19 protein-coding genes are annotated in these 20285 nt (G+C 74.7%); 8 read left to right on the forward strand and 11 right to left on the reverse strand.

Annotated features, from left to right (window positions below; all coding sequences use genetic code 11):
* Window positions 1-19: 19 nt before the first annotated feature.
* On the reverse strand, window positions 20-1456 hold the full coding sequence (locus ACQP6G_RS02470; protein WP_429762582.1) for an MFS transporter: 1437 nt from the start codon (window positions 1454-1456) through the stop codon (window positions 20-22).
* A gap of 128 nt (window positions 1457-1584) precedes the next feature.
* On the opposite strand from ACQP6G_RS02470, the gene ACQP6G_RS02475 reads away from it, so the two are divergent.
* A complete protein-coding gene (locus ACQP6G_RS02475; RefSeq protein WP_429762584.1) occupies window positions 1585-2268 on the forward strand; it encodes a TetR/AcrR family transcriptional regulator in 684 nt (227 codons plus the stop codon).
* Window positions 2269-2277: 9 nt separating this feature from the next.
* Here ACQP6G_RS02475 and ACQP6G_RS02480 read toward each other — a convergent pair whose 3' ends face one another.
* Window positions 2278-3789, reverse strand: coding sequence for a helix-turn-helix domain-containing protein (locus ACQP6G_RS02480; RefSeq protein WP_429762585.1), 1512 nt, complete (start codon window positions 3787-3789; stop codon window positions 2278-2280).
* Window positions 3790-3939: 150 nt separating this feature from the next.
* On the opposite strand from ACQP6G_RS02480, the gene aceA reads away from it, so the two are divergent.
* The 4 genes from aceA (at window position 3940) to ACQP6G_RS02500 (ending at window position 8648) form a co-directional block, all read left to right on the forward strand.
* Window positions 3940-5253, forward strand: coding sequence for an isocitrate lyase (gene aceA, locus ACQP6G_RS02485; protein ID WP_429762586.1), 1314 nt, complete (start codon window positions 3940-3942; stop codon window positions 5251-5253).
* A gap of 159 nt (window positions 5254-5412) precedes the next feature.
* A complete protein-coding gene (aceB, locus tag ACQP6G_RS02490; protein ID WP_429762587.1) occupies window positions 5413-7134 on the forward strand; it encodes a malate synthase A in 1722 nt (573 codons plus the stop codon).
* An 88-nt stretch (window positions 7135-7222) separates the two neighbouring features.
* On the forward strand, window positions 7223-8149 hold the full coding sequence (locus tag ACQP6G_RS02495) for a DinB family protein (protein WP_429762588.1): 927 nt from the start codon (window positions 7223-7225) through the stop codon (window positions 8147-8149).
* Window positions 8150-8225: 76 nt separating this feature from the next.
* Window positions 8226-8648 (forward strand): hypothetical protein, encoded by a 423-nt coding sequence (locus tag ACQP6G_RS02500; RefSeq protein WP_429762589.1) that lies wholly within the window; start codon window positions 8226-8228, stop codon window positions 8646-8648.
* A 20-nt stretch (window positions 8649-8668) separates the two neighbouring features.
* Here the strand turns inward: ACQP6G_RS02500 and ACQP6G_RS02505 are convergent, their stop codons facing one another.
* Window positions 8669-9826 carry a glycosyltransferase gene (locus ACQP6G_RS02505; RefSeq protein ID WP_429762590.1) on the reverse strand — a complete coding sequence of 386 codons (1158 nt, stop codon included), beginning with the start codon at window positions 9824-9826 and terminating at the stop codon, window positions 8669-8671.
* 97 nt (window positions 9827-9923) lie between these two features.
* Complete coding sequence (locus ACQP6G_RS02510) at window positions 9924-10583, reverse strand: dihydrofolate reductase family protein (protein WP_429762591.1); 660 nt, start codon at window positions 10581-10583, stop codon at window positions 9924-9926.
* Between the two features lie 146 nt (window positions 10584-10729).
* Between ACQP6G_RS02510 and ACQP6G_RS02515 the strand changes: the two genes are divergently transcribed.
* Window positions 10730-11209, forward strand: coding sequence for an HNH endonuclease (locus tag ACQP6G_RS02515; RefSeq protein ID WP_429762592.1), 480 nt, complete (start codon window positions 10730-10732; stop codon window positions 11207-11209).
* Window positions 11210-11211: 2 nt separating this feature from the next.
* Here ACQP6G_RS02515 and ACQP6G_RS02520 read toward each other — a convergent pair whose 3' ends face one another.
* Window positions 11212-12204, reverse strand: a complete 993-nt coding sequence (locus ACQP6G_RS02520) for a hypothetical protein (protein WP_429762593.1) — start codon at window positions 12202-12204, stop codon at window positions 11212-11214.
* Window positions 12205-12376: 172 nt separating this feature from the next.
* Here ACQP6G_RS02520 and ACQP6G_RS02525 point away from each other — a divergent pair, with 172 nt between their 5' ends.
* Window positions 12377-12742 carry a DoxX family protein gene (locus ACQP6G_RS02525; protein ID WP_429728096.1) on the forward strand — a complete coding sequence of 122 codons (366 nt, stop codon included), beginning with the start codon at window positions 12377-12379 and terminating at the stop codon, window positions 12740-12742.
* 18 nt (window positions 12743-12760) lie between these two features.
* On the opposite strand, the gene ACQP6G_RS02530 is transcribed toward ACQP6G_RS02525, so the two are convergent.
* From ACQP6G_RS02530 to ACQP6G_RS02545, 4 genes are all read right to left on the reverse strand, one after another.
* The gene (locus ACQP6G_RS02530; protein ID WP_429762594.1) at window positions 12761-13171 is read right to left on the reverse strand and encodes a DUF779 domain-containing protein; all 411 of its coding nucleotides are present in this window, start codon (window positions 13169-13171) and stop codon (window positions 12761-12763) included.
* A 4-nt stretch (window positions 13172-13175) separates the two neighbouring features.
* On the reverse strand, window positions 13176-14699 hold the full coding sequence (exaC, locus tag ACQP6G_RS02535) for an acetaldehyde dehydrogenase ExaC (protein WP_429762595.1): 1524 nt from the start codon (window positions 14697-14699) through the stop codon (window positions 13176-13178).
* A gap of 90 nt (window positions 14700-14789) precedes the next feature.
* The gene (locus ACQP6G_RS02540) at window positions 14790-16064 is read right to left on the reverse strand and encodes a GAF domain-containing protein (RefSeq protein WP_429762596.1); all 1275 of its coding nucleotides are present in this window, start codon (window positions 16062-16064) and stop codon (window positions 14790-14792) included.
* A 240-nt stretch (window positions 16065-16304) separates the two neighbouring features.
* The gene (locus ACQP6G_RS02545; protein ID WP_429762597.1) at window positions 16305-17285 is read right to left on the reverse strand and encodes a bile acid:sodium symporter family protein; all 981 of its coding nucleotides are present in this window, start codon (window positions 17283-17285) and stop codon (window positions 16305-16307) included.
* 160 nt (window positions 17286-17445) lie between these two features.
* Here ACQP6G_RS02545 and ACQP6G_RS02550 point away from each other — a divergent pair, with 160 nt between their 5' ends.
* A complete protein-coding gene (locus ACQP6G_RS02550; protein ID WP_429762598.1) occupies window positions 17446-18417 on the forward strand; it encodes an MBL fold metallo-hydrolase in 972 nt (323 codons plus the stop codon).
* Window positions 18418-18430: 13 nt separating this feature from the next.
* On the opposite strand, the gene ACQP6G_RS02555 is transcribed toward ACQP6G_RS02550, so the two are convergent.
* Both ACQP6G_RS02555 and ACQP6G_RS02560 read right to left on the reverse strand, forming a co-directional pair.
* Window positions 18431-19363, reverse strand: a complete 933-nt coding sequence (locus ACQP6G_RS02555) for a serine hydrolase (protein WP_429762599.1) — start codon at window positions 19361-19363, stop codon at window positions 18431-18433.
* A complete protein-coding gene (locus ACQP6G_RS02560) occupies window positions 19360-20244 on the reverse strand; it encodes a LysR family transcriptional regulator (protein ID WP_429762600.1) in 885 nt (294 codons plus the stop codon). The genes ACQP6G_RS02555 and ACQP6G_RS02560 overlap by 4 nt, the downstream gene beginning before the upstream one ends.
* Window positions 20245-20285: the final 41 nt, after the last annotated feature.

Genomic DNA, 20285 nt, shown 5'->3' on the forward strand with positions numbered 1-20285 from the left:
GCCGGCCCGCCGGACGACCTCAGGCGACCCGGCGGGAACGGACCGCGAGGGCGAGGGCGACCAGCACGCCGACGACGCTCGCCGCCGCCGCGACCCAGAACGCGGAGGAGTAGGCGGCGGCGGGGTCGGCCGTGCCGGCCGCGAGGAGCGCGGTGACGACGGGCGCCGCTGCCGCCGAGCCGACGGTCCGCACCACGCTGTTCAGCCCGGTCGCGGCGCCGGTCTCCGTGGGCGGCGACCAGGAGACGACGAGCTGGGCGCAGATCGCGTACCCGATCCCGTTGCCCAGGCCGAGCACGGAGAAGGCCACCACGACCGCCCACGGCGTCGCCGGCCACAGCGCCAGCCCCACCGCGCCGAGAAGCATCACGGCCGCCGCGACAGCCCCCGTGCCGCCAGGGCCGACCCGGCGCACGAGCGCCGGTGTCGCGCGCCCGCCGAGGAAGACGAGGACGGCGCTGGGGAGCATCGCCAGGCCGGACACCGTCACGCTCATCCCGTGGCCGTACCCGGTGCCGGCGGGCGCCTGCATGAGCAGCGGCAGGGCGACGTAGCAGACGTAGGGCACGAAGCCCACGGCCACCGTCAGCAGGCTGACGAGCACGATCGGCCCGTGGCGGAAGGTGCGCACGTCGACCACGGGCGCGTCCGTGCGCCGCTCGACGAGGACGAGCCCGGCGAGCAGCACGAGGCCGGCCACGCCGACGACGACCGTCCGCGCCGAGGTCCAGCCCCACGAGCCGCCCTGCGAGACGGCGAGCAGCACGCCCACGAGGCCGCCCGCGAGCAGAGCGATGCCGGGCCAGTCCGTCCGGCGCTGCACGGCGGGCGCGCCACCGCGCGGCACCCAGGCCGCGACGAGCGCGCCCGAGCCGAGGATCAGCACGGCGCCCAGGACGAACAGCCAACGCCAGCCCAGGGCGTCGACGACCACGCCGCCCACCACGAGGGCCGCGCCCGCGCCGAGGCCGATCATGCCGGGGATCCAGCCGAACGCGGCCGCGAGCCGCGGCCCCGCCAGCGCGGACCGGGCGATCGCCAGCGCGAGCGGGAACGTCGCGGTGCTCACGCCCTGCACCACGCGCGCCACGAGCAGCACGCCGAGCGTCGGTGCGGCGGCCGCCAGGAGCGTCGCCGCTGCGAACACGACGACGGTGCCGAGCAGCACGCGGCGGTGGCCGAACCGGTCGCCGAGGTTGCCGACGACGGGCGCGAAGACCGCCCCGGCGAGCAGGAACGCCGTGAGGATCCAGCCGGTCCCCTGGGCGGTGGCGCCGAGCTCCCGGCCCAGCGTCGGCAGGGCGGGCACGACGAGCGTCTGCATCAGCGAGAACGCCAGGACGGCGGCGCTCAGCGCGAAGGTCGCGCGGCCGGGGTGGCGGACGACGGTGCCCTCGGTCGGCCGATCGGGGGCATGGTCGGGGGCAGGGTCGGGGGCAGGGCGGGTCGGAGGCACGGGTGGGCTCGCTCTCGTGGTGAGGGTGGCTGCGCCTCGTCGCGCGGGCCGACGGGCGGGAAGACGAATCGGAACGGAATCACCGTTCCGATTCACCCTAGCACCGTGTCGCGGGCTACCGTGTGCCCATGCCCTCCCCCGACGTCCCCGCCGACGAGCGCGCCGACCGGCCGCTGCCCGGCCGCAAGCGAGAGGCCCGCGCCAACGACACGGCGGTGCTGGCCGCCGCCCGCGAGGTGTTCGCGGCCCAGGGGCACGGCGCGTCCATGGCCGACGTCGCGCGCCACGCCGGCGTCGGCGTCGGCTCGGTGTACCGCCGCTACCCCACCAAGGAGGCGCTGGTGGAGGCGCTGCGCGTGCACGGCGTGCGCCAGGCCGCCCGCCTCGCCGCCGAGGTCGCCGACGAGTTCGCGGCGACGGCTCCGGAGCAGGCGGGCGACGGCGCGGTGGGGGCGTTCCTGACACGGCAGATCACGGGCGCCAGCGGCCCGATCCTGCGCCCGACGGGTGCGACCGGCCCGCTGCCGAAGGACCTCGCGGCCGCCACCGCCGAGCTGCACGCGGGGCTCGGGCGGCTGATCGCGCACGACCGCGCGGCGGGCCTGCTGCCCGAGGGCTTCACCACCGCCGACGTCATGCAGCTGCTGCTGCACCTGCGCCCGACGCTCCCCTTCCCCCGCGCCGAGGCGGACGCCCTGCACCTGCGCTACCTCCGGCTCGTCCTGGCCGGCCTGCGGGCAGGGGCGCGCGACGACGTCGGGCTCGGCGACGGCCCGAGCTGGGACGAGTGGGTCGGCGCCTGGCACGACTGAGCACAGGCGTCATGCGTCTGCCGGTGCGTGCCGCTCCAGGAACTCGTAGACCTCGGTGGTGTCGACGCCGGGGAACGCACCCGACGGCATGGCCGCGAGCATCGAGGCGTGCGGGCGGGCGCTCGGGAACGCGTGCCCGACCCAGCGGCGGGCGAGCGGCTCGGCCGGCCGCCGGCAGCAGCTCTCGTCGGGGCAGCGCGACGTGCTGCGCGCCGTCGTCTCCCGGCCCAGGAACCACTTGACCTGCGCGTACGGCACGCCGACACTCACGGAGAACCGCCCGTCGGGCGTGTCCTGCACGCGCGAGGTGCACCAGTACGTGCCGGTCGGGGTGTCGGTGTACTGGTAGTACGGGCTGAGCCGGTCGGCGATGCCGAACACCACGCGGGCGGTCCAGTGGCGACACACGTGCTGCCCCTCCACGGTGCCCAGCGGGTCGGCGGGGAACCGCACGCCGTCGTTCTCGTACGCCTTGTGGATCGACCCCGACTCGTGGACCTTCATGAAGTGCACCGGGATGCCCAGGTGCCGGGTCGCCAGGTTCGTGAAGCGGTGGGCCACCGTCTCGTAGGAGACGGCGAACGCGTCGCGCAGGTCCTCCAGCGAGATCGACCGCCGCTCCTTGGCCTCGCGCAGCTGCTTGACCGCCTCCCGCTCCGGCACCAGCAGCGCCGCGCACAGGTAGTTGGCCTCGACGCGCTGGCGCAGGAACTCGCGGTAGTCGCGCGGCTCTGCGTGCTCCAGCACGTGCGAGGCGAGGGCCTGGAGCACCGCCGAGCGCGCCTCGGACCGGCCGCGGATCCCGTTGCTCGGCAGGTAGACCCGGCGGTGGAGCTGGTCGATGACGGCGCGCGTGGACTGCGGCAGGTCCGGCTCGTAGTGGATCGAGAAGCCGAGGTGGGCGGCGAGCTCCCCCACCGCGCGCTGCGGCAGCGGTCCTCGCCCGTGCCCGACGTCGTCGAGCAGCCCGCGCGCGACGATCTCCAGGTCGGGGAAGTAGTTGTCCTGCGCGCGCATGTCCGCGCGCAGCTCGGTGTTGGCCCGGCGCGCCTCCTCGGGTGTCAGCGCGCGCTCGGAGTGCAGCCGCTCCAGCTCGCGCTGCAGCCCGACGATCGCCTCGAGCGCGTCCGACGGGAGGGACTTGCCCACCTTCACAGGGCGCACACCCAGCGCGGAGAAGAGCGAGCCCCTTTGCACGCGCTCCAGCTCGATCTCCAGGGCGTCGCGGTGCGACGGCGGCTCGGCCGAGAGCAGGTCCTCGACCGTGGCGCCGAGGGCGCGGGCCACGGCCTGCAGGCGCGCGATCGTGGGTTCGCGCTTGCCGTTCTCGAGCATGGAGACCTGCGACGGCGCACGTCCGATGGCCTCTCCGAGCTGCTCCAGGGTCATGCCGCGGCGGGTGCGCAGGTGCCGGATGCGGCGGCCGATCGTGAGGGCGTCCGCCTCCTGGCTGATGGGGATGCCGCGCGGCAGCGTGGCGTCGTCCCGGGTACCGGGCGCGGAATCGGTCGAGATGGCCATGCTCGAGGGTGACACGTGCCACACCTTCCGTCCAGGAGAAGAACGCCGGAATTTCTCCTCAGATTTCCTGGCCGCGGGGTGGCGGGGCGCGCGAGGGTCGTGGTCATCGGCACCGCCACCGACGACCGAGACACACGAAAGAGGCTCGATATGACCGCCATCCTCGACTCCCGCAGCACCACCCGCGCCGGCGACCAGGCCCAGACGGCCGCACAGCTCGCCGAGCAGTGGGCCGCCGACCCGCGCTGGGACGGCATCAGCCGTGACTACACCGCGGAGGACGTCGTCGCGCTGCGCGGGTCGGTCGGCGAGGAGTTCACCCTGGCCCGCCGCGGCGCCGAGCGGCTGTGGCGCCAGCTGCACGAGGAGGACTTCATCAACGCGCTCGGCGCGCTGACCGGCAACCAGGCCGTGCAGCAGGTGAAGGCCGGTCTCCAGGCCATCTACCTCTCGGGCTGGCAGGTGGCCGGCGACGCGAACCTCGCGGGCCAGACCTACCCCGACCAGTCCCTCTACCCGGCGAACTCCGTGCCCGCCGTCGTGCGCCGCATCAACAACGCGCTGCTGCGCGCCGACCAGATCGACGTCTCCGAGAACGGCGCCCCGACGCGCGACTGGCTCGCCCCGATCGTCGCGGACGCCGAGGCCGGCTTCGGCGGCCCGCTCAACGCGTACGAGCTGATGCGGTCGATGATCGCGTCGGGCGCCGCGGGCGTGCACTGGGAGGACCAGCTCGCGAGCGAGAAGAAGTGCGGCCACCTGGGCGGCAAGGTGCTCATCCCCACCCAGCAGCACGTGCGCACCCTCAACGCGGCACGCCTCGCGGCCGACGTCTCCGACGTGCCGAGCGTCGTCATCGCCCGCACCGACGCCGAGGCAGCCACGCTGATCACGTCCGACGTCGACGAGCGCGACCGTCCGTTCCTCACCGGCGGTCGCACGGGCGAGGGCTTCTACGAGGTGCGCAACGGCGTCGAGCCGTGCATCGCGCGGGCCAAGGCCTACGCCCCGTACGCCGACCTCATCTGGATGGAGACCGGCACCCCGGACCTCGAGCTCGCGCGGACGTTCGCGGAGGCCGTCAAGGCCGACTTCCCGGACCAGATGCTGGCGTACAACTGCTCGCCGTCGTTCAACTGGAAGAAGCACCTGGACGACGACACGATCGCGAGGTTCCAGCGCGAGCTGGGCGCCATGGGCTTCCGCTTCCAGTTCATCACCCTGGCCGGCTTCCACGCCCTCAACTACTCGATGTTCGACCTCGCCCACGGCTACGCCCGCGAGCAGATGTCCGCCTACGTGCGGCTGCAGGAGGCCGAATTCGCCGCCGAGGAGCGCGGTTACACCGCGACCAAGCACCAGCGCGAGGTCGGCACCGGCTACTTCGACCGCGTGTCAACGGCGCTCAACCCCGACGCCGCCACCCTCGCGCTCGCGGGCTCCACCGAGGCCGCACAGTTCTGACCGCGAGACAGAGAGCCCGGCGAGATAGAGAGGGCGCATCGCCGAGATAGAGAGTTCGATCTATCTCGTCGCCCGCCCCTCTCTATCTCGGCGATCCAGGCTCTCTATCTCGGCGGATCCCCCTCTCTATCTCGCCGACGACCCGCCCGGAGGCACGTCATGACCACGCTCGCTCCCCCCACCACCAGCCCGACCACGGCGACGCCTCTCGCCGACACGGCGCCCGACCCGTTCGTCTGGGGCGGGACGTCGCTCGCGGAGGGGCACCTCACCGTCACCGCCCCGCTGGAGGCGCGCGACGAGGAGATCCTCACCCCGGAGGCGCTGGCGTTCCTGGCGATGCTGCACGACCGGTTCGCCGACGACCGCACCGCGCTGCTGCTGGAGCGGCAGCGGCGGATGCGGAGCGTCGCCGACGGCGAGGACCCGGACTTCCACCCCGCCACCCGGCCCGTGCGCGACGACCCGTCCTGGCGGGTGGCGGGCGCGGCCGGGGCTCCGGGGCTGAGCGACCGCCGCGTGGAGATCACGGGCCCGACGGACCCGAAGATGACGATCAACGCGCTCAACTCGGGCGCCCGGTGCTGGCTGGCCGACGCCGAGGACGCGCAGTCCCCGACGTGGCGCAACGTCGTGGAGGGGCAGCTCGCCCTGCACGACGCGATCCGCGGCACGCTGAGGTTCACCAACCCGGCGGGCAAGGAGTACGCGCTCCGGTCGACGGACCTCACCGAGCTTCCGACCATCGTGTTCCGGCCCCGCGGGTGGCACCTGTTCGAGTCGCACCTGGCGTACACCGGCCCCGACGGGTCGACGCAGCCGGCGTCGGGGTCGCTGGTCGACTTCGGCCTGTACCTGTTCCACAACGCCCACGAGCTGGTCTCCCGCGGGCGCGGACCGTACTTCTACCTGCCGAAGCTCGAGGGGTACCGCGAGGCGCGGCTGTGGAACGAGGTGTTCGAGGCGGCCCAGGACGCGCTCGGCATCCCGCGGGGCACGATCCGCGCGACGGTCCTCATCGAGACGCTGCCCGCCGCCTTCGAGATGGAGGAGATCCTCTACGAGCTGCGCGACCACTGCGCCGGCCTCAACGCCGGCCGCTGGGACTACCTGTTCAGCGTGATCAAGTGCTTCCGGAAGCGGGGGTCGTCGTACGTGCTGCCGGACCGCGCGCAGGTCACGATGACCGCGCCGTTCATGCGGGCGTACACCGAGCTGCTCGTCGCCACGTGCCACAAGCGCGGGGCGCACGCCATCGGCGGCATGAGCGCCTTCATCCCCGACCGCCGCTCCCCCGAGGTGACCGAGCGCGCCGTCGAGCAGGTGTGGGCCGACAAGACGCGCGAGGCCCACGACGGCTTCGACGGCACCTGGGTGGCCCACCCCGACCTGGTCGAGGTGGCACGCGGCGCGTTCGACGAGGTGCTCGGCGAGCGCGAGAACCAGGTCGCCCGCCTGCGCGACGACGTCGTGGTGGGCCAGGCGGAGCTGCTCGACGTCGCGTCGGCGCGGCGCGGGGGCGCCACCGTCACGGCGGCCGGGCTCCGGACGAACGTGTCCGTGGGGCTGCGCTACATCGAGTCGTGGCTGCGCGGCACCGGCGCGGCGGCGATCGACCACCTCATGGAGGACGCGGCCACCGCCGAGATCTCCCGGTCGCAGGTGTGGCAGTGGGTCGCGTCCGGCACGACGACGGACGACGGCCTGCCCATCACCCGCGTGCGCTGCGAGGCTGTGCTGCGCGACGTCCTGCGCGGCCTCCCGCGGTCCGCCCGCGACCGCTTCGAGGACGCCGCGGCCCTGTTCCGCGAGGTGGCGCTGGGCGAGGAGTTCCCGCCGTTCCTCACGACAGGCGCGTACGCCCGCTACCTCGCCGGCTGAGCGCGGAGCATGCAGCTGCGCACGTTCTCAGTCGTGAGAACGTGCGCAGCTGCATGCTCGGCGACCGCCTCCAGGGCAGGATCGGAGGATGACGACGACCCTGCGCACGCTCCTGCTCGGCCAGGTCGAGTTCTACTGGGACGCCCACCTGTGGCCGCGGCTGCAGGGGCTGACCGACGACGAGTACCTCTGGGAGCCGGTCGACGGGGCGTGGAGCCTGCGGCGCGACGACGACGGCACGGTCCGGATCGAGCTGACGCCGGTGGACCCGCCCGTGCCACCGGTGACGACGATCGCGTGGCGCGCCGCGCACCTGGGCCGCGACGTCTGGGGCAAGCGCGGCCGCGCGCTCTTCGGGCCGACGACCGCCCCCACCGACGCCGACATGTTCGACGCGCGGCACTGGCCGGAGCCCCTGCCCCTCACGGCCGCCGGCGGGCTCGACCTGCTGCGCGAGGGCTACGAGCTGTGGCGCGACCACCTCTCGCGGCTCGACGACGACGCGCTCGCCGAGCCGCTCGGGCCACGCGGCGGTCCCTACGCGAGCGACTCGCTCGCGGCGCTCGTCGTGCACCTCAACCGCGAGGCGATGGCGCACGGCGCCGAGATCTGCCTGCTGCGCGACCTCTACCGCGCGCAGCGCGAGCGCGGCGACCCCGTCGTCGCGACGGCGCTCGGGGGCAGCCCGGCCGATCTCGAGCGGATGCTCCGGCTCGACGGCGGCCTGGGCGACCTGGCCGACCGGCACCCGACGCTGGTCATCGAGCTGGCGGGGCTCGGCCGCTGGGACGCGGTGCGGTCGCTCGCGGCGCGCGGCTTCCCGGTCACCGTCGCGGCCGACGACGGCTCCACGGCCCTGCACTACGCGGCGACCACCGGCACCCCGGACGACGCCCGGCTGCTGCTCGACCACGGCGCCGATCCCAGCGCCGTCGACGGACGCTTCGGGACGACGCCGGCCGGCTGGGCGGACTTCCTGGGCCGGGCCGAGCTCGCGGAGGTCCTCACCCCCTGACTGCCGAGCAGCGCGGGGCAGCGGCCTGTGGATAACGCCGGCGGACGGCGGCCCGGGTGCGGCAGGGTGACGGCGCATGGACACCATCACCCCGTTCCGCCCGGGCGACGAGGTCGCCGACGACGCCGAGCTGCTGGAGCTCGCCCACTTCCTCGCGGGCGGCGTCCACCCACGACGGCGCACGCTCACCGTCACCTGGCTCGACGCCGACGACCGGCTCCTCGGGCTCGCGCTGCCCATCGACGACGTGCCCCGCCGGCCCGACCCCGCCGCCCTCGTCGGCCTGGGCACCGTGCTGCGCGGCGTCGTCGACGACGAGGCGCCCGGCGGCAGCGCCGTCGTCGTGCTCGAGCGGCCCGGCGACGCCACGCTCACGGCCGACGACCGCGCCTGGAACCGCGACCTGCGCGAGCAGGCCGACGCCCAGGGCGTGCGGCTGCGCGGGTTCTTCGTCGCCGCCGGCGGGCAGGTACGGCCGCTGGCGCTGGACGACGCGTGAGGGCCGGCCCCGTCGGCCGCTCACCGGGCGTGCGCGAGCAGGTCTCCGACGACGGCGCGCGGCGCCGGGAGCCGGCCCATCTCCTCGGCCGTCCCCCGTGCCGCGGACCTGTAGCGCGGCTCGTGCAGGACGGCGCGCACCGCGTCCCCGAGCCGGGCGACGAGCCCCGGGCCCGACTCGACGGCGAGCCCCGCCCGCACCTCGGCGACCCGGCGGGCGTTGATCCACTGGTCCGACGCGAACAGCGGGACGACCACCTGCGGGACGCCCGCCCCGAGCGCGAGCGTCGTGGTGCCGAAACCGCCGTGCCCGACCATCGCCGCCGCGAGCGGCATCACCGCCTCCTGCGGCCACCAGCGCTCGACGCGCACGTTGGGCGGCCACGGGGCCCAGGCCTCCGGGTCGCCGTGAGCGCCGACCGTCACCAGGGCCCGGGCCTCCACCCCGGCCAGGGCGTCGACGGCGGCGGAGTAGGTGCTGTCGAACACGCCCTGCGCCGCGGCGACCGTGCCGAAGGAGACGTAGACGAGCGGGGCGTCAGGATCTCCCCACGCAGGCAACGGCGGGGCCTGCGTGCGCGGCCCCGGGATCCGGTAGCGCACGGGCGCGACGCCGTCACCCTCGCGATCGTCGTCGAACGATGGCGGCACGCTGGTGAACACGGGCTCGGCCGCCGCCGCTGCGGCGAGGTCGGCCTCGACGCCCTCCCGGGCCGCGAGCTCGGCCAGCGGACCGGTCAGCTCGTCGACGAACGTCCTGATCAGCGAGCACAGCCCGATCGCCACCTGGACGTGCGGGACCCCTGCCGCCTCCGCGGCGACGAGGGAGGCCACCTCCGCGGGCTCGCGGACCACGACGTCGGGGCGCCACGCGGCCAGGAGGCCGGTCACCGCCGGCAGCGCCGCGACGGGGTCGAGGCGGCCGAAGACCTCCGTCATCACCCGCGCGTTCGCCTCCTGCCGCGACAGGCTCGGCAGCGCGGCGAAGACGGCTCCCAGCGCAACGGGGTCCGCGTCGTCGAACGGTTCGTGTCGCAGACCGGTCGTCGCGACGTGCTCCGCGAAGGAAGCGGGCGCGGCGACGCGCACCTCGTGGCCGGAGTCGGCGACCGCGCGGGCGAGGGGCACCATCGGCCGGAAGTGGCCCTGGCCGCCCGTGGTCGCGAACAGCACCCGCATCCTTCGAGGGTAGGTCGCGCGTGGTGTGCCCGTCCGCGAGGAGGATCCCCACCTGGCGCTGACGACCTCGCCCGGCCGACCCTAGCCCGGCCGGCCTCTAGCCAGTCGATCCCGGGTCGACGCGCACCGACTGCGCGCCGTCGACGACGTCGGCGGTGCCGTGCCGCAGCTCGCGCGGCTCGAGGTCCAGGAACACCAGCCCGCTCTCGCCGAGCCGCGACCGCGTGACGTCGAAGCCGGAGGGCGCGGCGCCGTCGTCGAACAGGCGCGCGCCGGAGCCGACGACGACGGGCGCGACGACGAGACGCCAGACGTCCACGAGCCCCAGGTCGTGCAGCGTGCTCGCGAGGCGCGCGCTGCCGTGCACCTGCAGCTCACCGTCCGGGCCGTCCTTGAGCGCCTGCACCCGGGCGGCCAGGTCGGCGGGGTCGATCACGGTGGTCCCGGCCCACTCCGGGTCGCGCAGGGTCGAGGAGACGACGTAGCGCGGGCCAGCGTCGATGCGCGCGGCGAGCGCGTCGTCCGGGTCGGTGACCTGCCCCCACGACGCCCAGAACATGTCGTAGGTGGTGCGGCCGAGCAGGAAGGCGTCGACGTCCGCGAACCACCCGTCCACGACCTCCCCGAACACCGGGTCCGTGGTGAACGGCACGAACCAGCCGCCCTCGGTGAAGCCGCCGCGGGTGTCCTCCTCGGGCCCTCCGGGGCCCTGCACCACACCGTCGAGCGAGGTGAAGATGTTGACGCTCAGCCGCATGGCATCCTCCGTCATCGACCGCCCGGCCGACCTTTGCCCTGGACTTCCGCGCCTCGGCGGCATATTTTCACCTCGGCAGCATGCTGTGACCGGATTCACACACGCTACCGGATCCGCCGGACGGACGAGCTGGAGGGAGCGAGGCCGTGGCCGACGTCCTGGTGCTCAACGCGGGCTACGAGCCCCTGCACCGCGTGTCGGTCAAGCACGCCATCACGATGCTCGTCCGCGAGGTCGCGGTCGTCGAGGAGGCGGTGGAGGGCCACCGCTTCGGCCCCTACCCGATGCCCCGCGTGCTGCGCCTGGTGCGGTACGTCGCGATGCGCTGGCGGTACCGCAGCGCGGGCCGGCCGGCGGTCACCAAGGACGGCGTGAAGCGCCGGGACGGCGCGTGCGCCTACTGCGGCGGCCCCGCGGAGACGGTCGACCACGTGGTCCCCCGCTCCCGTGGCGGCGACTCGTCGTGGCTCAACCTCGTCGCCGCGTGCGAGACGTGCAACGGGCGCAAGGCCGACCGCACCCCGCTGGAGGCCGGCATGCCGCTGCTGCTCGCACCGTTCGTCCCGCCCGCGGAGCACGGGCTCGTGCGCCGGCGACGGCGCGCCACCGCGCCGGCCGCGGCCTGAGCTCAGGCCGCGGGCTCGTCCTCCGGAAGGTCGGGCACCACGGTGAGCGACCCGGTCGCCGGCAGGGCGTTCGCGCCGCCCCGGTCCGCCGGCGTGAGCGCGCGCGACGCGATGACGCTGCTCGCGAAGTTCGCGTGGCACTCGGTGCAGTACCACTCGGGCGTGGGCACGGGCACCTCGAAGCCGCCGTAGACGACGTCCGGCTCGGCGTTCATCACGTCGTCCTGGAACGTCATGCCCCACACGATCCGCTTGGTCTTGCCGCGCGCTCCGCAGCCCGGGCACTGGGGGCGCATCCGCGCGCGCTGCGACGCCACGGTGTGCGCGTGCAGCAGGTCGTGGCACTGGCCGCACAGCAGGTGCACGTCGCGCACGAGCTGCTCGAGGGTGCGCCCGCCCGCGGTGGTGGTGCCGAGGCGGACCGCGCCGTCGTCGTGGGCCTGCATGCGGTGCACGTCGACGAACCGCTCGCAGGTGGCGCAGCGCTCCTCGCGGCGCATCGACCAGCCCGTCACGGCGCGGTGGCCCAGGATGCGCAGGGCGTGCACGTCGGGCGCGGTGGCGCCGGCGCCGCAGTCACCCGGGTCCAGCGTGTGCACGGGGCCGCCGCGGAACTGCTCCGCGACGCCGTCGAGCACGAGCCGGGCGTGCTCGGGCGGCAGCCAGCCGGACGTACCCGTGTAGGTGTCGGCGCCCTCGAACAGGTCGGCCCACACGATCGGGCGGTCCGGGCCGAAGAGGTCGTCGCTGACCCAGCTCTCGCCGTCGCTGGCGCCCATGAGCTCGACGGCGGCGACCACACCGGCGTCGCCGAGCACGGTGACGACGACGTCGCCCCGCTGCGGGCCGTCCGGGCCGGCCGGCAGCCGGTGCTCCGGCGAGCGGGTCGCGATCGCGACGGACTCCGTCAGCCAGTCGGCCGACCAGTGGAGGTACACGGACGGCACGAGCCACGCGGGCAGCGCCGACAGGGAGGGGAGGGTCTCTCGGGTCACCGGGAGAACATATCGGGCGCCGACCCTCCGACACCACGGGCGAGGTCGTTCCGGTCGCGACGTCCCCGCGCTAGGTTCCGAGCAGGCACGACGGCGTCGCCGCTCCGCACCGTGCACTACACCAGGCACCGCCGCCGCCCCGCCGACGAGCTTCTGCCGCGAGGAGGCACGGATGAACATCGGACTGTGGGTCGCCGCCGGGCTGCTGGCCCTGCTCTACCTGGCGGTGGGCTTCGTCAAGCTGACCCGCAGCCGCGAGCGCCTGCGCGCGTCCATGGGGTGGGTGGAGGACTTCCCGGTCGTCGTGGTGCGGCTCATCGGCCTGGCGGAGATCGCGGGCGCGCTGGGCCTGATCCTCCCGCTCGCCACCGATGTCCAGCCATGGCTGACCCCGACCGCGGCGACCTGCCTCGTCGTGCTGCAGGCGCTGGCGATCTCGGTGCACGTGCGCCGCCGCGAGCTCGCGCAGCTGTGGGTCAACGTGCTCCTGCTGCTGGCCGCCGCGTTCGTCGCCGTCGGGCGGTTCGCCGGCTGGTGACCTGGCCGACGACGCCCGTCAGGCCCCGGCCCACTCCGAGTCGGTGAGCAGCCGCGAGCGGATGAGGAACCGCACGCCCTCAGGCGCCTCGACGCTGAAGCCGGCGCCACGGCCGGGCACGACGTCGATCGTCAGGTGCGTGTGCTGCCAGTACTCGAACTGGGCGCGACTCATCCACACCGCGACGGTGAACGCCTCCCCCGTCGCGCCGGGTGCGTCGTCCGGCCCGTCGACGAGGCGCAGGTCGCCCAGGTGCACGTCGGCGTCGCCCAGCAGGAAGTCGCCGTCCGGGTAGCACATCGGGCTGGACCCGTCGCAGCAGCCGCCGGACTGGTGGAACATCAGCTCGCCGTGCTGGCGCCGCAGCCGGGCGAGGAGCCCGGCCGCGGCGTCCGTCACGGCGACACGGGAGATCGTGTCGTCGGTCATCGGTCTAGAAGAACCCGAGCTTCTGGCCCGAGTAGCTGACCAGGAGGTTCTTGGTCTGCTGGTAGTGGTCGAGCATCATCTTGTGGTTCTCGCGCCCGACGCCGGAGCCCTTGTACCCGCCGAACGCCGCGGCCGCGGGGTACGCGTGGTAGCAGTTCGTCCACACCCGCCCGGCCTCGATCGTGCGGCCGGCGCGGTACGCCGTCTCGCCCTGACGGGACCAGACGCCGGCGCCCAGGCCGTAGAGGGTGTCGTTGGCGATCTTCATCGCGTCGTCGAAGTCGGCGAACTCCGTCACCGACACGACCGGCCCGAAGATCTCCTCCTGGAAGATCCGCATCGAGTTCTTGCCCTCGAAGACGGTGGGCGTCACGTAGTACCCGCCCGCCAGGTCGCCGTCCATCTCCGCGCGGCCCCCGCCCGTGAGGACCTTGGCGCCCTCCGCCTTGCCGATGTCGATGTACGACAGGATCTTCTCGAGCTGGTCGTTGCTCGCCTGCGCGCCGATCATCGTGTCGGTGTCCAGCGGGTTGCCCTGCTTCACGGCCTTCGTGCGCTCCAGGGCGTCGCCGAGGAACTGGTCGTAGATGTCGGCCTGGATCAGCGCGCGCGACGGGCAGGTGCACACCTCCCCCTGGTTGAGGGCGAACATCGTGAACCCCTCGAGCGCCTTGTCGTAGTAGTCGTCCTTCGCCGACGCGACGTCCGAGAAGAAGATGTTCGGGCTCTTGCCGCCGAGCTCCAGCGTCACCGGGATGATGTTCTGCGACGCGTACTGCATGATCAGGCGGCCGGTCGTCGTCTCGCCGGTGAACGCGATCTTGCGGATGCGCGAGCTCGACGCGAGCGGCTTGCCCGCCTCGACGCCGAACCCGTTGACGACGTTGACCACGCCGGGCGGCAGCAGGTCGCCGATGAGGTCCATGAGGAATAGGATCGACGCCGGGGTCTGCTCGGCCGGCTTGAGCACGACGGCGTTGCCCGCCGCGAGCGCCGGGGCCAGCTTCCACGTGGCCATGAGGATCGGGAAGTTCCACGGGATGATCTGCCCGACCACGCCGAGCGGCTCGTGGAAGTGGTACGCGACGGTGTCCTCGTCGATCTCCGAGATCGACCCCTCCTGCGCGCGGATGGCGCCCGCGAAGTAGCGGAAGTGGTCGATGGCGAGCGGGATGTCGGCGGCGAGGGTCTCGCGGACGGGCTTGCCGTTCTCCCAGGTCTCGGCCACCGCGATCTTCTCGAGGTTCGCCTCCATGCGGTCGGCGATCCTGTTGAGGACGTTCGCCCGCTCCGTGACGGACGTGCGCCCCCACGCGGGCGCCGCGCCGTGGGCGGCGTCGAGCGCGCGCTCGATGTCCTCGGCGTTCCCGCGCGCCACCTCGGTGAAGGTCTGCCCGGTGACCGGGCTGGGGTTCTCGAAGTACTGCCCGCTCGCCGGCGGCACGTACTCGCCGCCGATCCAGTGGTCGTACCGGGCGCGGTACTCGGCGACCGCCCCGGGCTGACCGGGGGCTGCGTAGACGGTCATGCTGCCTCCTCGCACGTGCGGCGCCTCGTCGCGCCGCGTTGGACGCGACCGTAGGACGGCGAGGGTTGCAGCCCCGTTGCAGTCAGGCCGTCACGAGAGCGTCTCGTCGAGCAGCCCGGCGCGGGCGCGGGCGCGCACGGCCTGCGGGCTGCCGGCCGGGGCGACGTCGAGCAGGCGGGTCCAGGCGGCGTGGTCGTCTGCGCCCTCGGCGCCGCGCACCCAGGCGTCCAGGGCGTCCGGGTCGCCGGCGGCCAGGACGGCGGCACGGACCTCGGCCGAGAGCTCGGCGCGCAGCTGCTCGACGCCGGGGGCCACGGACCGCGGCAGCAGCGGCGCGTAGGCGTCGACGGCGGCGCGCGCATCGCCGTCGGCGAGGGCCGCGCGCACGTCGCCCGCGTCGGTGCGCAGCGGGCGGGCGAGCCGGTACGGCCGCGACCCGGCGAGCAGCGCGCCGGCGACGTGCCGCAGCCGGGAGACCTCGGCCCGCACGGTGACGTCGGACAGCACGCCGGGGTGCAGCAGCACGGCGAGCTCGTCGGCGGCGAGGCCGCGCGGGTGCTCCGCGAGCAGCAGCAGGATCTCGGCGTGCCGCAGCGACAGCGGCCGCTCCCCCGCGGGCGTCCGCAGCACGGGCCGGCCGAGCACACGGAGGTCGACCGGCGCGATGCCGGACGGGTGCAGGGCCGCGGCGGCGCGGGTCGCGAGCTCGCGCTCCACGGTGGCGACCGTGGCCCGCACGAGGGACAGCACGACGTGCGTCGCCGCGGCCCGTCGGCCGGTGACGTCGAGGACGCCCAGCACCCGTCCGGTGCGAGGGTCGCGGATGGGCGCGGCGGCGCAGCTGAGCTCCTGCACGGGGCGGGCGAAGTGCTCGGCGCCGATCACCTGGACGGCACGGCGGGTCGCCAGAGCCGTGCCCGGCGCGTTGGTGCCCACGCTCTCCTCGCCCCACACGGCACCCTCGACGAACCCGACCCGGTCGACCGTGCCGCGCAGCCGGCGGTTGCCCTCCACCCAGAGCAGGCGGCCGATCTCGTCGGAGACGGCGACGACCAGGCCGTCGTCCGCGGCGCCGTCGACCACGAGCTCGCGGACCACCGGCATGACGGCGGCGAGGGGATGGGCGGCGCGGTAGGCGGCCAGCTCGGCGTCGGCGAGCGCGACCTGCGGGTGCGGGGTGTCCGGGTCGACGCCGCTGCGCAGGGAGCGGCGCCAGGAGTCGGCGACGACGGGGTCGATGCCGCCGGGCGGCTCGCCCGTGCCGAGGAACCGCTCGTACGCGGCGCGCACGCTGCGGGGGTCACGACGCACCCCTGCCGCGCGGGCCCCGTCCCCGCGGGCCATCGACATGGCCGAGCGTTCCACCGCGACCTCCCGACGTCGTCGTCCGGTGCGTGCGGCACAGTCTAGGGGGCGGACAGCCCAGCCACGGATCGCCGGACCCTGGATCAGCCCCCGCACCGTCGGGCACCGCGGGGCACCGTGGGGCGCGTGCGATCCTGTGGGACGACCCGAACGCGGAGCGCCGTGTCGGCCGGCCCGGGCCGCAGCGGCCGTGGACCCCGCTGCGCTGCGCCGCCGGGATGCTCGCCGCCGCCCCGTTGCTCAGTCCCGCAGGGCGAGGCGGCGGGCGAGCACGGCGCAGACCACGAGCTGGAGCTGGTGGAAGATGATCACCGGGACGGCGATGACGCCGGCCGCGGCGACCGGGAACAGCACGCTCGCCATGGGCAGGCCGGTGGCGAGGGACTTCTTGGACCCGCACATGAGCAGCGCGATCCGGTCCTCGACGGGCAGCTTGAGCGCGGCGCCGCCCCACCACGTGAGCCCGAGCATGATCGCCAGGAACACCCCGCTCACCACGAGCAGCACGACGATCGCCCAGGCGGAGGTGCCGGCCCACACGCCCGCGGAGCTCGCCGCCGCGACGGCGGAGAACACCACGACGAGGATCGTGCCCCGGTCCACGGACAGGGTGAGCCAGCGGCGGGCGCGGACCCAGTCGCCCACCCACGGCTGCAGCAGCTGGCCCACGACGAACGGGAGCAGGAGCCGCAGCAGCACGGTCTGCAGCCCGTCGAGGCCGTGACCGGCGGTCGCGCCTGCGCCGCCGTCGGCGTCGGTCATGAGCCACAGCACCAGCAGCGGGGTGAGCACCATGCCGAGCACGTTGGACACGGTGGCGCCGCAGATCGCGCCCGCGACGTTGCCGCGCGCCACCGACGTGAACGCCACCGACGACTGCACGGTCGACGGCAGCAGCGACAGGTAGAGCATCCCGGCGGCGAGCGGCGCACCGACCAGCGGGGTGATCGCCCACGCGACGACGAGGCCGAGCACCGGGAACAGCACGTACGTGGCGACGAGGATGCCGCCCTGCAGGCGCCAGTTGCGCAGCCCCGCCCACACCTCGCGGGTCGACAGGCGCGCGCCGTAGACGAGGAACAGGATCGTCACCGCGACGTCGGCCGCGACGTCGACGACCTGCTGCACCCCCGGGCCGACGGGCACCACCAGCCCCAGCACCATCACCACGACCAGCGTGACGACGAACGGGTCCACCCAACGGCTCAGCACACGACGCACCGGGCGAGTGTAGGGAGTGCAGCGCCGGAGGCGCGGACACGTCCGCCCGGCGCCGACCGGACCACTCATTCCCGAAGCGCATGACCGGGCGGTCACGAGTCTTGGTGGGCATCGGTCGCGGGGTGGCACGGTCGTGGCCACGACGACCCGAGGAGACGACATGACCGTGACCGTCCGCCGCCGGACCCTGTTCGGCTTGGCCGGAACCGCCGCTGCCGGAGCGCTCACCGGCGCCCCTGCCCTCGCCGCGCCCCGGGTGGAGGACCGAGGTGCGACCGGCCACGCGACGTTCCGCTGGCTCGGCGTGGCGGGCTGGCAGATCCGCACGCCGCGCTCCCACCTGCTGGTCGACCCCTACCTCACCCGGTTCGACACGGGGCTGGCGAAGGGACTGTTCGACCGCGGCACGCAGCTCACGGTCGACCCGGCGGCGATCGACGACGTCCTGGGGCGGCCCGACCGGGCAGGCCGGGTCACCGCGACCCTGGTCACGCACACCCACTGGGACCACTTCGGCGACGTCCCGCACATCGCCGCGACCCGGGGCGGCACGGTGTTCACCACCCTGACGGGATATCACCTCGCACGGTCCTTCGGTGTGGCCGACGACCAGCTCGCGGTGCTCAAGGGCGGCGAGGAGATCGTCGTGGGTGACCTGGTGGTCCGCGCCGTCCGGTCGTTGCACAGCCGCTCCGGCAACGGTGGGGTGCTGTTCCCCGGGGTGCGCCACGCGGTACCGGAGCGCCCCGCGACCATCGCCGACCTGCCGGAGGGGGACACGCTGGCGTACCTCCTGCGCGCGCCGTCGGGCCGCAGCGTGCTGCTCCTGGGGGCGAGCGACTTCGACGACGTGTCGCTGCGCGGGCTGCGGCCCGACGCGGTCGCCGTGCCGGTGCCGGCGAACGACGTCACCAGCGAGTACGCCTCCCGGCTCATGGACGTCCTCGACGGGCCCAGGCTGGTCGTCCCCGTCCACTGGGACCACTTCGAGGCCTCGCCGACCGACCCGCCCACCGTGCAGGACGACGGGACGGCCGACCGGCTGCGTGCCACGGTGGCCGCGATCCGACGCGCGTCGCCCCGGACCCGCGTCGTCGTGCCGGACTACCGGACCTCGCTCGACCTGCTCTGACGGACCACCGGGATCACGGGCGTGGCGAGGGTGCGGTGCGGCGCACCAGGTCGTGCAGCCGGCGAGCGGCGCGACCGAGCGCCATCTCCGCGGCCGGCTGCGCCCCCGCCGCCACGCTGGACCGGCTGAGGACGACGACGACGAACCGGCCGCCGTCCGCGTGCTCGACGACCCCCGCCTCGTGGCGCAGGTTGAGCACGGTGCCCGTCTTGGACGACCAGGTGGACGAGTCGCGGTCGAACTCGGGCGCCAGGCGGTGCCGGTGCACGTTGGAGGCGAGGAGCTCGCGCAGGCGTCCGGACACCGCGGGGTCCAGCCGGTCCGGGTCCCAGACCGCGCCGAGGAGGTCCGCCAGCACGCGCGCCGAGGAGGTCGTCGACACCGAGACGTCGAGCGACCGGATCACGCTTCCTCCGCTCGCGGTGCTCGCCAGCGCCGCGAAGGCGTGCCCGAGCCCCGGCGCGAGGTGCTCCATCGCCTCCGCCGGGGTGTCGTCCAGCTCGCCGAGACCGTGCCGGATCTCGACGTCCGGCACCCGGAGCTCGCGCAGCACCCGGCTGACGTGGGCGGGAGGTGTCAGGGCGAGCAGCGCGTCGCAGGCGCTGCTGTCGCTCAGCGAGACGGCCAGGTAGAGCAGGTCGTCGAGGGCCACCGACGCCGGGTGCCTGAACCGCGTGACGCCCGGCGGTCCCGTGCTCGTCGCACGCCCCGGGTCGACCACCACGGTCGAGGCGGCGTCGAGCTCCCGGCGACGGATCCGCTCGAGCGTCGCGAGAGCTACCGGGACCTTGACGAGGGAGGCGACCGGGAGCTCGAGGTGCGGGTCGACGCCGACCTCCCGGCCGGAGTCGAGGTCGCGGACGAGGATCCCCGCGGTCAGGCCGGCATCGGCGAGCTCGTGCCGCACCCGCCGGACCTCGCCCGCCGCGGCGGCTCCCGCGATCACGGGGCGACCTCCGCGGCGCCGAGGGCGAGCGCGATCGCCTCGGCCAGGGCGTCGATCGAGGCGGTCGCCGCCACGGGATCGCCGGGCCGCAGCTCCAGGCGGTGCGCCCGGGAGAGGTCGAGACCGCCCGGCGACGTCCAGGAGAGCCCCAGCTCGCGAGCCTGCACCGGGGTGCAGAGCAGCAGGTCCGCGCTGGTCGTCACCGCGGCCAGCGCGGGGACCAGCGGGGCCACTCGCACCTGCCGCGGCAAACAGCCTGCGGACGCGGCGTGCCGGGCCAGGGCGTCGCCGACGAGGGCGTTGTCGTCCTCCGGGGTCACCCACACGCGTCGCGGCGGTCCGGGGTCTCCGCGGCGCGGGGCCAGCTCGTCGAGGTACACCCGTGCCCCGCCGTCCGGGCCGCCACCGCCCCACCCCAGCGGGGCGGTCCAGCGCGCCGCACCGGTCGTCGCCACGACGAGCGCGGCGTCCGCGCGCGAGTCGCGCACCATCTCCGCGCGTCGTGCCGGAGGGGCAGGCAGCGGCCGCAGCACGATCCCCGCCTGCCGGGCGTCAGCGATCAGCGTGGCCGTGACCGTCGGCGAGAGGTCCTCCGGGACCACGAGGCGCAGGGGCGGAGCCTCGCGCATCGCCGCCGCCGCCCGCAGGTCGTCCGCCGCCTCGACGACGCGCTGGGCGGCCGGGAGCAGCCGGCTCCCCAGCCCCGTGAGGAACACCTCGCGCGTCGTCCGGTCGAACAGGCGCCCACCGAGGTGCGTCTCGAGCGCGGCGACGCGGCGGCTCACGACGGGCTGCGGCACGCCGATCGCCGCCGCGCCGCCGGTGAAGCTGCGCCGCTCGCTCACCGCGACGAACGCGCGGCAGGTGTTCTCGAGGTCCACGGGGCGATTATCCCCACCGGTCTCTCGCGCCCCCCGGGGAG

The sequence above is a fragment of the Isoptericola nanjingensis genome (assembly GCF_050311635.1).
GTDB lineage: Bacteria > Actinomycetota > Actinomycetes > Actinomycetales > Cellulomonadaceae > Isoptericola > Isoptericola nanjingensis.